This window comes from Pseudomonas sp. MF08875 (assembly GCF_059862525.1).
In genome coordinates this window covers 30,605-44,563 of the sequence record NZ_JCBCUW010000046.1, presented here as the reverse complement: position 1 = coordinate 44,563, position 13,959 = coordinate 30,605, and the positions used below count along the sequence as shown (strand labels likewise).

The window sequence follows — 13,959 nt, the reverse complement described above, 5'->3', positions numbered from 1 at the left end:
AGGCTGAACGCTTGGGCACGAGCGATTTGAATGGTGGCGCGTTCTTCAACGCTGAGTTCGGAATAAGACATAGGGGCAACACCGTACCGGAAAGGTCAGGTGTTGCACTCAGTTTTTGCCGCCGCCCCCATTTAAAGTTTTAAAGAACCATCCCCTTTCCGACAATCATGCAGTCCATTTCTGATAGCACCTATAATGGCGGGCTGTCCGTATGTATTTCAGCATTTTCAGGGCCGTTGCTTACGGAGCGGGATGCGCTGCTGGAGCAGATGCATCGGGAGTATCCAGCGAAGTTTTGAGTCGCCTGTACCGGCCCTCATCGCTGGCAAGCCAGCGATGGCGATTTCAAGGACACAAAAAAACCCGCCGATGAGTGATCATCGGCGGGTTTTTAGTGGAGCGGCGAACGCTTAGATCGCGCCGCGTTGACGCAGCAGATCCAGCACTTGCTTGACGCTTTCTTCCAACGATAACGCCTGGGTGTCGATCACCAGGTCGGCATTGAGCGGCACATCGTAGGGGAAGGATTCACCCGGGATGTTGTCGCCACCCGCCGCATACAGGCCCTGCGGGTCACGCTCGGCGCACACCGCAGGCGAGGCCTGGACGTACACGGTGAGCAGGCGCTCGTTGCCGATCAGCGCCTTGGCCTGTTCGCGGCCTTCGGCATCCGGGGCGACGAACGCGGCCAGGGTCAGCAGGCCGGCTTCGTTGAACTGACGTGCGACATGGGCCGCACGGCGCCAGTTCTCGGTGCGCCCGGCGCGGTCCTGGGGCAAGCCCTTGTTCAGGTCGTGGCGCAGGTTCTGGCCATCGAGCACAAACACCGCCCGGCCCATGTCGAACAGCTTGCGCTCTACCGCATAGGCCAGGGTGCTTTTACCGGCGCCCGACAAGCCACTGAACAGCACGGTGGCCGGTTGCTGGCCGAAGCGCTGGGCGCGCTCTTCGGTGGCCACGTGGGCCAGTTTGCCGTGGTGGCTTACGCTGCAGTGGGCCAGGGGCGCGGCGATAATCATGCCGGCGGCGACGGTGCCGTTGGTCAGGCGATCGATGACGATGAACGAGCCAGTGGTGCGGTTGCTGGCGTAACCGTCCAGGGCGATGGCGGCGTCCAGGCTGATCTTGACCCGGCCGATTTCGTTCAACTGCAACGCACTGGCCGGGCCTTCGGCCAGGGTGTTGACGTCCACGCGGTGAACGATGCTGGTGATCGAGCCCGGCACATAACTGGTGGCGCGCTTGATGTCGTATTTCTTGCCCGGCAGCATCGGCTCTTCGGCCATCCACACCAGCATGGCGTCGAAGGCGTCAGTGACTTGCGGCACGTTGTCGGCATGCACCAGCAGGTCGCCACGGGAGATGTCGATCTCGTCTTCCATGGTCAGGGTCACGGCTTGGCCCGGGCCGGCGTGCTCCAGCTCACCTTCGAAGGTGACGATGGATTTGACGCGGCTGCTCTTGCCCGACGGCAGCACCACCACTTCGTCGCCCTTGTGCACGATGCCGCTGGCCAGGGTGCCAGCAAAACCGCGGAAGTTCAGGTTCGGCCGGTTGACATACTGCACCGGGAAACGCAGGTCGGTGTAGTTGCGGTCGTTGGCGATCTCGACGGTCTCGAGGATCTCCATCAGCGACTGCCCGGTGTACCAAGGCGAGCGCTCGCTCTTGTTCACCACGTTGTCGCCCTTGAGCGCCGACATCGGAACGAAGGCCAAGGTGCTCGGCTTGAAGGCGATACCTTCGGCGAACTTCAGGTAATCGGCCTTGATCGACTCGAAAATGCTCTCGTCGAAACCGTTGAGGTCCATTTTGTTGATCGCGACCACGATGTGCTTGATGCCCAACAACGAGGCAATAAAGCTGTGGCGACGGGTCTGGGTCTGCACGCCGTAGCGGGCGTCCACCAGGATGATCGCCAGGTCACAGGTGGACGCACCGGTGGCCATGTTGCGGGTGTACTGCTCATGGCCGGGGGTGTCGGCGATGATGAACTTGCGCTTGGCGGTAGAGAAATAGCGGTAGGCCACATCGATGGTGATGCCCTGCTCACGCTCGGCCTGCAGGCCGTCGACCAGCAACGCCAGGTCGATATCGTCACCGGTGGTGCCGACTTTCTTCGAGTCGCGGGTGATGGCTTCCAGATGATCTTCGTAGATCATCTTGGAGTCGTGCAGCAAACGCCCGATCAGCGTGCTCTTGCCGTCGTCAACGTTGCCACAGGTCAGAAAGCGCAGCATTTCCTTGCGTTCGTGCTGGCCCAGGTAGGCGAGGATGTCCTCGCTAATCAAATCAGATTGATGGCTCATTACGTTCAAGCTCCAAGCTGTGAGCTTCAAGCGGCAAGCTTGTCGGCGTACAGCTAGTCAGAAATTTTGTTAATCAGGCCGCAGAGCATTTTTGAGAGCTCCCGGGTTTCTGCAATCCAGTTATCAGCCAGTGGTTGGGCGATATAAGCGATGTCACTGCCGATGAGAGTCTGAGTTCGGAACTCTCCACAAGAGGCCTTCGCAATCCAGAGAAAACATACCTTTTCTTTGGCACTGCGACGCTCCATTCCTTCAGCAATATTGGAAGGCACCGAAAGTGCTGAGCGAGTGATTTGGTCCTTGAAACCAAGATCCCTGCATTGAGCAAACTCTCAGTAAACTCTCATCGCTAGACACTTGCTTCTCTGCCAAACAACCAACTTCTCGAAATCCATTACGAGTCACTCAAACGCGACCCGCAACAACCGGCTGCTAGCACCAGGCTGCAAGATGACGCATACCGCCCTTCACTTGCAGCTTGAGGCTTGTAACTCGAAGCTTAAAAGTACCCCTGCCGTTTTTTGTCTTCCATGGAGCCTGCGCCATCGTGGTCGATGACACGGCCCTGGCGCTCGGAAGTTCGCGTCAGGAGCATTTCCTGGATGATGTCCGTCAGCGTCTCGGCTTCGGACTCCACCGCGCCCGTCAGCGGGTAGCAGCCGAGGGTGCGGAAACGCACTTTCTTTTTGACGATGCGGGCTTTGTCCTCGTCGGAGAGGTGCTCGAGGATGCGCTCGTCGTCGATCATGATGAGCGTGCCGTTTTTCTCGATCACTTCGCGCTCGGCGGCAAAGTACAGCGGCACGATCGGGATGCCTTCGAGGTAGATGTACTGCCAGATGTCCAGCTCGGTCCAGTTGGACAGGGGGAACACGCGGATCGACTCGCCCTTGTTGACGTTGCCGTTGTAGACGTTCCACAGCTCCGGGCGCTGGTTTTTCGGGTCCCAGCGGTGCTTGCTGTCGCGGAACGAGTACACGCGCTCTTTGGCGCGGGATTTCTCTTCATCGCGGCGCGCACCGCCGAAAGCGGCGTCGAAACCGTACTTATCCAGGGCCTGCTTGAGGCCCTCGGTTTTCATGATGTCGGTGTGCTTGGCGCTGCCGTGGGTGAAGGGGTTGATCCCTTGCGCCACGCCGTCGGGGTTGACGTGGGTAATCAGCTCCAGGCCCAGCTCTTCGACCATGCGGTCGCGGAACCTGTACATCTCCTGGAATTTCCACTGGGTATCGACGTGCATCACCGGAAAGGGCAGCTTGCCCGGGAAGAAGGCCTTGCGCGCCAGGTGCAGCATCACGGCGGAATCTTTACCGATCGAGTAGAGCATCACCGGGTTATCGAACTCGGCGGCGACCTCGCGGATGATGTGGATGCTTTCGGCCTCCAGCTGTTTCAGATGCGTCAGTTTGTCGACCATGGCTACTCACGAAAACGATCTTATGGACGGCCAGCGGGCCGTGTTCGAGCGGGGCATGCTAGCACAGCGCCTGATTCTATAGAGGGCGCCAACTAGATCGAAACGGTATATGAATATGCCTGCTCGTTTGGCCTTGGCGCCCGCCTGCTACGGGGATCGCGTGCAGGGCTCAGATCGGGTTCGGGCAATCGATGAACAGGTGCTCAAGGGCAAAGCGCCGCGCCAGGTAGTCGCCCAACGCCTGAACGCCGTAGCGCTCAGTGGCGTGGTGGCCGGCGGCAATGAAGCTGATGTTGTTTTCCCGCGCACTGTGGAACGTCTGCTCGCTGGCCTCGCCGCTCAGGTAGAGGTCAACGCCGGCCACGACAGCCTGGTCGATGTAGCCCTGGCCGCCGCCGGTGCACCAGCCGACCCGGCGGATCATCTCGCTGCCTTCGATGAGCAAGGGCTCGCGGCCCATGGCGCCCTGCACGCGGCGGGCGAAATCCCGCGCGGTCAGGGGCTCGGCCAGGGAGCCCACCAGCCCCACGACCTTGAGGTTGTCCGGGTCCAGCGGGCCTTCGACGGTGATGTCCAGTTGCCGGGCCAGTTGCACGTTGTTGCCCACCTCGGGGTGCAAGTCCAGCGGCAGGTGGTAGGCCAGCAGGCTGATGTCGTGCTTGAGCAGGGTCTTGAGGCGGCGCTGCTTCATACCGGTGATGCAGGGGTTTTCGCCCTTCCAGAAATAACCGTGGTGGACCAGCACCAAGTCGGCTTTGGCCTCTACCGCCGCATCCAGCAGCGCCTGGCTGGCGGTGACGCCGCTGACGATGCGCATCACCTGCGGGCGGCCCTCGACCTGCAGGCCGTTGGGGCAATAGTCGGCAATTTTCGAACTGCCCAGATAACGATCCGCTTCTTGTACCAGGGTGCTCAGGGCGACGGCCATAAAAGACTCCTAAATATCCCGTTCAGAGCCGCACGCGCGCCTCTATAATGCGCGACATTATGGGCCGTCCATGGCCCTTCGTAACCTCTCAGGACTTGCTTAATGCTCAAGGCGCTGCGTTTCTTTGGCTGGCCGCTGTTGGCCGGCGTGCTTATCGCGTTGCTGATTATCCAGCGTTACCCGCAGTGGGTCGGCCTGCCCAGCCTGGACGTCAACCTGCAACAGGCGCCGCAAACCACGTCTATCCAGCAGGGTCCGGTGTCCTATGCCGACGCCGTGACCCTCGCCGCCCCCGCCGTGGTCAACCTGTACACCACTAAAGTCATCAACAAACCGGCCCACCCGCTGTTTGAAGACCCGCAGTTCCGGCGCTTCTTCGGCGATAACTCGCCCAAGCAGAAACGCATGGAATCGAGCCTCGGCTCGGGCGTCATCATGAGCCCCGAAGGCTATCTGCTGACCAACAACCACGTCACCAGCGGCGCCGACCAGATCGTCGTCGCCCTCAAGGACGGCCGCGAAACCCTGGCTCGAGTGATCGGCAGCGACCCGGAAACCGACCTGGCGGTGCTGAAGATCGACCTCAAGAACCTGCCCTCGATCACCATCGGCCGCTCGGACAACATCCGCATCGGCGACGTGACCCTGGCCATCGGCAACCCCTTCGGCGTTGGCCAGACCGTAACCATGGGCATCATCAGCGCCACCGGGCGCAACCAGTTGGGCCTGAACAACTACGAAGACTTCATCCAGACCGATGCGGCGATCAACCCCGGCAACTCCGGCGGCGCCCTGGTGGATGCCAACGGCAACCTGACCGGCATCAACACCGCGATTTTCTCCAAGTCCGGCGGCTCCCAGGGCATCGGCTTCGCCATCCCGGTGAAACTGGCCATGGAAGTGATGAAGTCGATCATCGAGCACGGCCAGGTGATCCGTGGCTGGCTTGGCATCGAGGTGCAGCCGCTGTCCCAGGAACTGGCGGAATCCTTTGGCCTCTCCGGGCGCCCGGGCATTGTGGTGGCGGGGATTTTCCGGGACGGCCCGGCGCAGAAGGCCGGTTTGCAACTGGGTGACGTGATCCTGAGCATCGACGGCGAACCGGCCGGCGATGGCCGCCGCTCGATGAACCAGGTGGCGCGGATCAAGCCGACGGACAAGGTCCGCATCCAGGTGATGCGCAACGGCCAGGAGCTTAAGCTCACCGCCGAAATCGGCCTGCGCCCACCGCCGGCCGTGGCGCCGGTGAAAGAAGAAGAGTAAGCCGCAATACTCATGTGGGGGCGGGCAAGCCCGCTCCCACACAAGCCTACGCCTGGAAATCCGGCTGAGGCTTAAAGCTCCCCCAACCCTTCGACCAACGCCTGATTCTGCTCGGGCGTGCCGATGCTGATGCGCAGGAATTGGTCGATGCGCTGCTGCTTGAAGTGGCGCACGATCACGCCCTGCTCGCGCAACTTGGCCGCCAGGGCGGCTGCGTCGTGCTGCGGGTGGCGGGCGAAGATGAAGTTCGCGGCCGAGGGCAGCACCTCGAAGCCCTTGGCCTTGAGCTGGCCCACCAGTGCTTCGCGGCTGTCGATGACCAACCGGCAAGTCTTGGCGAAGTACTCGCGGTCGTCGAACGCCGCTGCGCCGCCGACATTGGCCAGGCGATCAAGCGGATAGGAGTTGAAGCTGTTCTTGACCCGCTCCAGCGCCTCGATCAAATCCGCATGGCCTACCGCCAGGCCCACCCGCAGGCCCGCCAGGGAGCGGGACTTGGACAGGGTCTGGGTGACCAACAGGTTCGGGTAGCGATCCACCAGGCTGATGGCCGTCTCGCCGCCGAAATCGATGTACGCCTCGTCGACCACCACCACCGAGGCCGGGTTGGCCTTGAGGATCTGCTCAACCGCTTCCAGCGCCAGCAGGCAACCGGTGGGCGCGTTCGGGTTGGGGAAAATGATCCCGCCGTTGGGCCGTGCGTAATCCGCCGGGTCGATCTGGAACTGCTCATCCAACGGCACTGCATCGAAGTGGATGCCGTAGAGGCCGCAGTAGACCGGGTAGAAGCTGTAGCTGATGTCCGGGAACAGCAGCGGCAAGTCGTGCTGCAACAAGCCGTGGAAGATGTGCGCCAGCACTTCATCCGAGCCGTTGCCCAGGAATACCTGGTTGCCCTGCACGCCGTAGTAGCGGGCGACGGCTTGCTTGAGCAGGTCGCTGTTGGGGTCCGGGTACAGGCGCAACGTATCGCCCAGCTCGGCCTGCATCGCGGCCAGGGCCTTGGGCGATGGGCCATAGGGGTTTTCGTTGGTGTTGAGCTTGACCAGTTTGGTCAGCTTCGGTTGCTCGCCCGGCACGTAAGGCACCAGGTCCTTGACGAATGGGCTCCAGAATTTACTCATGCTCAGTCTCCTTTTTTATCGGCAAGGATGCGGTATTCAGCACTGCGGGCGTGGCCCGTGAGGGATTCGCCCCGGGCCAGTACCGAGGCGGTCTTGCCCAGCTCGGAGGCGCCTTGAGGCGAGCAGAAAATGATCGACGACCGCTTCTGGAAGTCATACACCCCCAGCGGCGACGAAAACCGCGCAGTGCCGGAGGTCGGCAGCACGTGGTTGGGGCCCGCGCAGTAGTCGCCCAGGGCTTCGCTGGTGTGGCGGCCCATGAAGATCGCGCCGGCGTGGCGGATCTGCGGCAACCAGGCCTGGGGGTCGGCTACCGACAGTTCCAGGTGTTCCGGGGCGATGCGGTTGGCGACGTCTATCGCTTGCTGCATGTCGCGCACCTGGATCAACGCGCCACGGCCGTTGATCGAGGTTTCGATGATCTCGGCACGCTCCATGGTGGGCAGCAACTTGGCGATGCTGGCGGCAACCTTGTCGAGAAACGCGGCGTCCGGGCTGACCAGGATCGCCTGGGCGTCTTCATCGTGCTCAGCCTGGGAGAACAGGTCCATGGCGATCCAGTCCGGGTCGGTCTGGCCATCGCACACGACGAGGATCTCCGAAGGGCCGGCGATCATGTCGATACCCACTTGGCCGAAGACATGGCGCTTGGCCGTGGCCACGTAGATGTTGCCCGGGCCGACCACTTTGTCCACCTTGGGCACGCTTTCGGTGCCGTAGGCCAGGGCCGCCACCGCTTGGGCGCCGCCGATGGTGAACACCCGGTCCACCCCGGCAATGCAGGCAGCGGCCAGCACCAGCTCATTGATTTCGCCGCGCGGCGTAGGCACGACCATGACCACTTCGGCCACACCCGCCACCTTGGCCGGAATCGCGTTCATCAATACCGACGACGGATAAGACGCTTTGCCGCCCGGCACGTAGAGGCCGGCGCGGTCCAGTGGCGTGACCTTCTGGCCCAGCACCGTGCCGTCGGCCTCGGTGTAGGTCCAGGAGTCCTGCTTCTGTTTTTCGTGGTAGCTGCGCACGCGCTCGGCGGCGGTTTCCAGGGCCTGGCGCTGCTCGGCGGTGATGCGGGTCAGGGCCAGCTCCAGGCGTTCGCGGGGCAGGATCAGGTCCGCCATGGACGCCACTTGCAGGCCATCGAACTGCTGGGTGAACTCCACCAACGCCGCATCGCCGCGCTCGCGCACAGCCTTGATGATGTCCAGCACCCGCTGGTTGACCGAGTCGTCGGACACACTCTCCCAGCTCAGCAGATGATCCAGATGATGGGCGAAATCCGGGTCGGCAGCGTTGAGTCGGCGAATGGCAGTGGACGTGGTCATAGCGAGAGCCTCATAGGATTGGCAAAAACTCAGGCGCCCATAACTAGCAGTCATTTCCGCTTGGGCACCTGAGAATTCTGGCTATGAGGCGGATAGACGGGCGCGCTTTAGGGGCGCGCGAGTAAATCAACCGCGGTGTCGCGACTCCACTGCTGTGCGCAGGGTATCGATCAACGCCTGAATCCGGGCGTGCTGCATTTTCATCGAGGCTTTGTTGACGATCAGCCGGGAACTGATGGCCGCGATGAATTCCTGGGGTTCCAGGCCATTGGCGCGCAGGGTGTTACCGGTGTCGACGACGTCGATGATTTTGTCGGCCAAGCCGATCAACGGCGCCAGTTCCATCGAGCCGTAGAGCTTGATGATATCGACCTGGCGGCCCTGTTCTGCGTAGTAACGCTTGGCGACATTGACGAACTTGGTGGCGATGCGCAGGCGGCCCTTGGGCTCGGGCGCGCCGACCTTGCCGGCCGTCATCAGCTTGCACTGGGCAATCTGCAGATCCAGCGGCTCGTACAGGCCCTGGCCGCCGTACTCCATCAACACGTCCTTGCCCGCCACGCCGAGGTCGGCGGCGCCATGCTCGACGTAGGTCGGCACATCGGTGGCGCGCACAATCAGCAGGCGCACATCGGCCTGGGTCGTGGGGATAATCAGCTTGCGGCTCTTGTCCGGATCCTCGGTCGGCACGATGCCCGCTTCAGCCAGAAGCGGCAGGGTGTCGTCAAGGATGCGGCCCTTGGACAGTGCGATGGTCAACATGGGAAACGTCAGTCCTTATCAGGCTACTGATGCCCGGTCGCAAACGGCGCCGGACATGAATCGAGGCCGTGAAGCCCCGATCGAAAAAACCTTGTGGGCACGTCCCTGTGCCCTGCTGCGAGAACTAGCCCGGTACGCGGCGGATTTTCGCGCCGAGCATCTGCAGTTTCTCTTCGATGCACTCATAGCCACGGTCTATGTGGTAAATGCGGTCGATCAGCGTGTCACCTTCGGCGATCAGCGCCGAAATCACCAGGCTGGCCGAAGCCCGCAGGTCGGTGGCCATGACCGGGGCGCCCTTGAGCTTCTCGGTGCCGGTGACGATGGCAGTGTTGCCTTCGACCTGGATCTTGGCACCCATGCGATGCAGCTCGTAGACGTGCATGAAGCGGTTTTCGAAGATCGTCTCGATCACCGCGCCGGTGCCTTCGGCAATGGCGTTCAGGGAGATGAACTGCGCCTGCATGTCGGTGGGGAACGCCGGGTATGGAGCAGTACGCACGTTGACAGCCTTGGGCCGCTTGCCGTGCATGTTCAGCTCGATCCAGTCTTCGCCGGTGGTGATCTCGGCGCCCGCTTCCTTGAGTTTTTCCAGGACAGCTTCGAGGATGGTCGGATCGGTGTCCTTGACCTTCACACGGCCGCCGGTCACGGCAGCGGCGACCAGGTAGGTGCCCGTCTCGATACGGTCCGGCATCACTTTATAAGTGGCCGAGTGCAGGCGAGGCACGCCGTCGATGGTGATGGTGTCGGTGCCCGCGCCGGACACTTTCGCGCCCATGGCGTTGAGGAAGTTCGCCAAGTCCACCACTTCCGGCTCACGGGCGGCGTTTTGCAGCACGCTGCGGCCAGTGGCCAGTGCAGCGGCCATCATGATGTTCTCAGTGCCGGTCACGCTGACGGTATCGAAGAAGAAACTCGCGCCGCGCAGGCCACCCTCAGGCGCCTTGGCCTTGATGTAGCCACCTTCGACGTCGATGGTCGCGCCCATGGCTTCCAGGCCACGGATGTGCAGGTCGACCGGACGTGAACCGATGGCGCAACCGCCCGGCAGAGCCACTTCAGCCTCACCGAAACGGGCAACCATCGGCCCCAGCACCAGGATCGAGGCCCGCATGGTTTTCACCAGTTCGTACGGGGCGATCAGGGTCTTGATGGTGCGTGGGTCGATTTCGACGCTCAGCTTCTCGTCGATCACCGGCTCAATACCCATGCGCCCGAACAGCTCGATCATGGTGGTGATGTCATGCAGGTGCGGCAGGTTGGCGACCGTGACCGGGCCATCGCACAGCAGGGTGGCTGCCAGAATCGGCAGGGCAGAGTTCTTTGCCCCGGAAATACGGATCTCGCCATCAAGACGAACACCGCCGGTAATAATCAGTTTATCCATAAGAATCTCGACGCCCTTGGGCTCAGGTGCGCTCGGCCCAGGCCGCGCTGCTGAAAAATTTCATAGTGACCGCGTGGATGCTGCCATCGGCGATCCATGGGTTCAAATGGGCATAGACCTGCTGCTGACGCTTGACCGGGCTCAAAGCCACCAGTTCGTCGCTAATCACGTTCAGCTGGAAGTTGCAGCCTTCGCCTTCAACTTCCACCTGCGTATCTGGCAGCTTTCCTTCAAGGAAGCTCTTCACTTCTACGGCCTGCATGCTCAACCTCAATCGGCGCCCTGTGCGCGCGGGTCGTGCATCATACAAAAAAGCCCCGCGCCTGCGAACCCCGCGAAGCAGGACTCTGACGGGGGGCTTTTGTATCGATGCTATTTAGGGATGGATCAGCAACTCGGTCAAACCGCTGACCTGGGCGATTTCCTGCATGTCTTCAGGCAACGCGCGAATGCTCAACGGCTTGCCGGCGGCCTGCGCATCGCGCATGAAGGCCAGCAACAGCGACAAACCGACGCTGCTGGATTTGACCACCGCCGAACAGTCGACTACCAACGCAGTGGCCGTGCTGCTCTTTATCAGGGCCTGGCCCTGCTTGCGCAGGCCCGGGCCGCTGCGGTAGTCGAGCACACCGCTGAGCAGCAACTCGCCGGCCGTGCCCATACGGATTGCCGGCTCGCTCATTGCTCGACCTTTATGGCGGGGTCGTCGGTCTTTTCCTTAGCCTTGGCCACTTCGCCCGCCCAACCGTCGATGGTCTTATCCAGATTGTTGCCATTGCGCTGCATGGCATCGGCGAACTGGTCGCGGAACAACTTGCCGATGTTGATGCCGTTGATAATCACGTTCCGCACTTTCCACTCACCGTTAATCTTGGTCAGGGTGTAGGAAACCGGGTAGATGGAACCGTTGTTACCCTTGACCTGCATGTCGACGCTGGTACGGTCCGCACCTTCATCCTTGGCCGGGGAAACGGTAATGCCCTGGTTGTTGTACTCCAGCAGGGCATTGCCATAGAACTGCATCAGGCTGCGCTTGAAGTTTTCCTGAAAGCGCGCCATCTGCGCCGGCGTAGCCTTGCGCGAATACTTGACGGTCATGATGCTGCGCGAGATGCCATCGGCATCCACCACCGGGCCGACGATGCCATTGAGCGCGTCGTAGAACTCGCTCGGGCTCTGCTTGTACTTCTCCTTGTTGGCGGCAAGGTCCGCCAGCAGGCGGGTGGTCGTATCCTGGACGATGTCGTGCGCCGAAGGCGCTGCCACAGCGTTGGCCATCAACGGCAGGGCCGCCAAGAGGACCAACAGGCCACGTCGCAAGGTAGAGATCATAAAAAACTTCCTCATTTGGCGTCTTTGCTAACGGTATTGAGCAGGAATTTACCGATCAGGTCTTCGAGCACCAACGACGACTGGGTGTCGTGGATGGTTGCACCATCCTTGAGCAGGGTCTCCTCCCCGCCCACGCTGAGGCCGATGTACTTCTCGCCCAACAGGCCAGCCGTGAGGATAGATGCAGTGGAGTCGGTCGGCAGGTTATCGACACGTTTTTCCAGTTGCAGCGTGACTCGCCCGGTGAAACTGTCGCGATCCAGATCGATAGCCGTGACCTTGCCGATGGTCACACCGGCCATGGTCACTTTCGATCTGACCGTCAAACCGGCGATATTGTCGAAGTAGGCATAAAGTTTATAGCTGTCGCTGCTTGAACTCGGGGACAGTCCACTGACCCGCAGGGCCAGCAACAGCAAAGCCAGGATGCCAGCCAGCAAGAAAAGGCCGACACCGATTTCCAGGGTGCGGTTTTGCATCAGAAATCTCCAAACATCAAGGCGGTCAAAATAAAGTCCAGGCCAAGAATGGCCAACGAGGCGTACACCACGGTTTTCGTGGTGGCACGACTGATCCCCTCGGAAGTGGGCTCGCAGTCGTAACCTTGGAACACGGCAATCCAGGTCACTACAAAGGCGAAGACAATGCTTTTAATCACACCATTGAGCACGTCACCGCTGAACGTCACGCTATTTTGCATGTTCGACCAGTAGGAACCTTCGTACACCCCGAGCCAGTCCACGGCGACCCATGAACCGCCCCAGATCCCGACCACGCTGAAGATCATCGCCAGCAACGGCAGGGAAATGAAGCCGGCCCACAGGCGCGGGGCAATAATGTATTTGAGCGGATCAACACCAATCATCTCCAGGCTGGAGAGCTGCTCGGTGGACTTCATGTTGCCGATCTCGGCGGTCAGCGCAGACCCGGCCCGGCCGGCGAACAATAGGGCCGTGACCACCGGCCCCAGTTCACGCAGCAAGGTCAGGGCCACCATCTGCCCCACCGCTTGCTCGGAACCGTAGCTGGACAGGATGTTGAAACCCTGCAACGCCAGCACCATGCCGATGAAGATCCCGGAGACGACGATAATCACCAGGGACATCACCCCCACCGAGTGCAACTGTTTAACCAGCAGCCCAAACCCACCACCGATGCCGCCACGGCCCAACAACGCATGAAACAGGAACAGCGTCGAACGCCCCAGCACCTGGACGATATCGATCGCCCCCTGGCCCAAGCGTCGGACTCTCTCAATAATCGATTGCTTGCGCATCAGCGCTTCCCCAGAAGATCTGCGCGGTAGTCCGGCGCCGGAAAGTGAAACGGCACCGGGCCATCCGGATCGCCGGTCATGAACTGGCGAATGCGCGGGTTATCGGTGTTCATCAATTCTTCGGGCGTGCCCTGCCCCAACACCTGGCCATCACCCACGACATAGAGGTAATCGGCAATGCTCGCGGTTTCTGCAAGATCATGGGAAACCACGATACTGGTAATGCCCAACGCGTCGTTGAGCAAACGGATCAGGCGCACCAACACGCCCATGGCGATCGGGTCCTGACCGACGAACGGCTCGTCATACATGAGAATTTGCGGATCGAGGGCGATGGCCCGCGCCAACGCGACACGGCGCTTCATCCCGCCGGACAATTCGTCCGGCATCAGGTCGATGGCGCCGCGCAAGCCTACCGCCTGCAACTTGAGCAGGACGATGTCGCGGATCATCTCCTCCGGCAACTGGGTATGAACCCGCAGGGGAAAAGCGACGTTCTCGAACACATCGAGGTCGGTGAACAACGCGCCACTCTGGAACAGCACGCCCATTTGCTTGCGGGCGTCGAACAGATCGCTGCGCGACAGCTTGGGCAGGTTCTGCCCATTGACCCAGACTTCGCCCCCGTTGGGACGCAACTGTGCCCCCATCAGCCGCAGTAGCGTGGTCTTTCCGCAGCCGGAAGGCCCCATGATGCCGGTGACCTTTCCCCGCGGAATGCGAATATCGACGTTATTGAAGATGCTGCGCGCACCGCGCTTGAAGGACACACCCTTCAGCTCGACCGCGTAGGCTTTATCGGCACTCATCTAAACTCCTTGCGATGCAGC

At 61.3% G+C, this 13,959-nt stretch carries 14 protein-coding genes and 1 pseudogene; 1 reads left to right on the top strand and 14 read right to left on the bottom strand.

Going from position 1 to position 13,959, the window contains the following annotated elements:
• Positions 1 to 410: 410 nt before the first annotated feature.
• The 4 genes and pseudogenes from cysN to AC19YT_RS22540 all read right to left on the bottom strand — a co-directional run bounded on the left by cysN (position 411) and on the right by AC19YT_RS22540 (position 4,654).
• Entirely contained in the window at positions 411 to 2,309 is a 1,899-nt protein-coding gene (gene cysN / locus AC19YT_RS22555) for a sulfate adenylyltransferase subunit CysN (RefSeq protein WP_500611062.1), read from the bottom strand.
• Positions 2,310 to 2,362: 53 nt separating this feature from the next.
• Positions 2,363 to 2,704 (bottom strand): annotated as a pseudogene (locus AC19YT_RS22550) (four helix bundle protein).
• A gap of 104 nt (positions 2,705 to 2,808) precedes the next feature.
• The gene (gene cysD / locus AC19YT_RS22545) at positions 2,809 to 3,726 is read right to left on the bottom strand and encodes a sulfate adenylyltransferase subunit CysD (RefSeq protein WP_095107849.1); all 918 of its coding nucleotides are present in this window, start codon (positions 3,724 to 3,726) and stop codon (positions 2,809 to 2,811) included.
• A 169-nt stretch (positions 3,727 to 3,895) separates the two neighbouring features.
• Positions 3,896 to 4,654, bottom strand: coding sequence for a Nif3-like dinuclear metal center hexameric protein (locus AC19YT_RS22540; RefSeq protein ID WP_095107848.1), 759 nt, complete (start codon positions 4,652 to 4,654; stop codon positions 3,896 to 3,898).
• 102 nt (positions 4,655 to 4,756) lie between these two features.
• Between AC19YT_RS22540 and algW the strand changes: the two genes are divergently transcribed.
• On the top strand, positions 4,757 to 5,917 hold the full coding sequence (gene algW, locus AC19YT_RS22535; protein ID WP_500599783.1) for a Do family serine endopeptidase AlgW: 1,161 nt from the start codon (positions 4,757 to 4,759) through the stop codon (positions 5,915 to 5,917).
• Positions 5,918 to 5,988: 71 nt separating this feature from the next.
• On the opposite strand, the gene hisC is transcribed toward algW, so the two are convergent.
• The 10 genes from hisC to AC19YT_RS22485 all read right to left on the bottom strand — a co-directional run bounded on the left by hisC (position 5,989) and on the right by AC19YT_RS22485 (position 13,938).
• Positions 5,989 to 7,041 carry a histidinol-phosphate transaminase gene (gene hisC, locus AC19YT_RS22530; RefSeq protein ID WP_500599782.1) on the bottom strand — a complete coding sequence of 351 codons (1,053 nt, stop codon included), beginning with the start codon at positions 7,039 to 7,041 and terminating at the stop codon, positions 5,989 to 5,991.
• A 2-nt stretch (positions 7,042 to 7,043) separates the two neighbouring features.
• A complete protein-coding gene (gene hisD, locus AC19YT_RS22525) occupies positions 7,044 to 8,369 on the bottom strand; it encodes a histidinol dehydrogenase (RefSeq protein ID WP_095107845.1) in 1,326 nt (441 codons plus the stop codon).
• A 126-nt stretch (positions 8,370 to 8,495) separates the two neighbouring features.
• A complete protein-coding gene (hisG, locus tag AC19YT_RS22520; protein ID WP_095107844.1) occupies positions 8,496 to 9,131 on the bottom strand; it encodes an ATP phosphoribosyltransferase in 636 nt (211 codons plus the stop codon).
• A 124-nt stretch (positions 9,132 to 9,255) separates the two neighbouring features.
• On the bottom strand, positions 9,256 to 10,521 hold the full coding sequence (gene murA / locus AC19YT_RS22515) for a UDP-N-acetylglucosamine 1-carboxyvinyltransferase (RefSeq protein ID WP_095107843.1): 1,266 nt from the start codon (positions 10,519 to 10,521) through the stop codon (positions 9,256 to 9,258).
• A 22-nt stretch (positions 10,522 to 10,543) separates the two neighbouring features.
• On the bottom strand, positions 10,544 to 10,783 hold the full coding sequence (locus AC19YT_RS22510; RefSeq protein ID WP_095107842.1) for a BolA family protein: 240 nt from the start codon (positions 10,781 to 10,783) through the stop codon (positions 10,544 to 10,546).
• A gap of 114 nt (positions 10,784 to 10,897) precedes the next feature.
• Complete coding sequence (locus tag AC19YT_RS22505; RefSeq protein ID WP_500611061.1) at positions 10,898 to 11,203, bottom strand: STAS domain-containing protein; 306 nt, start codon at positions 11,201 to 11,203, stop codon at positions 10,898 to 10,900.
• The gene (locus AC19YT_RS22500; RefSeq protein ID WP_095107840.1) at positions 11,200 to 11,853 is read right to left on the bottom strand and encodes an MlaC/ttg2D family ABC transporter substrate-binding protein; all 654 of its coding nucleotides are present in this window, start codon (positions 11,851 to 11,853) and stop codon (positions 11,200 to 11,202) included. Before AC19YT_RS22500 ends, AC19YT_RS22505 begins: the two co-directional genes overlap by 4 nt.
• Positions 11,854 to 11,864: 11 nt before the next feature.
• Positions 11,865 to 12,332, bottom strand: a complete 468-nt coding sequence (gene mlaD / locus AC19YT_RS22495) for an outer membrane lipid asymmetry maintenance protein MlaD (protein WP_095107839.1) — start codon at positions 12,330 to 12,332, stop codon at positions 11,865 to 11,867.
• Entirely contained in the window at positions 12,332 to 13,129 is a 798-nt protein-coding gene (mlaE, locus tag AC19YT_RS22490; RefSeq protein WP_095107838.1) for a lipid asymmetry maintenance ABC transporter permease subunit MlaE, read from the bottom strand. The genes mlaD and mlaE overlap by 1 nt, the downstream gene beginning before the upstream one ends.
• Positions 13,129 to 13,938 (bottom strand): ATP-binding cassette domain-containing protein, encoded by an 810-nt coding sequence (locus AC19YT_RS22485; protein WP_095107837.1) that lies wholly within the window; start codon positions 13,936 to 13,938, stop codon positions 13,129 to 13,131. The genes mlaE and AC19YT_RS22485 overlap by 1 nt, the downstream gene beginning before the upstream one ends.
• Between the last annotated feature and the right edge of the window lie 21 nt (positions 13,939 to 13,959).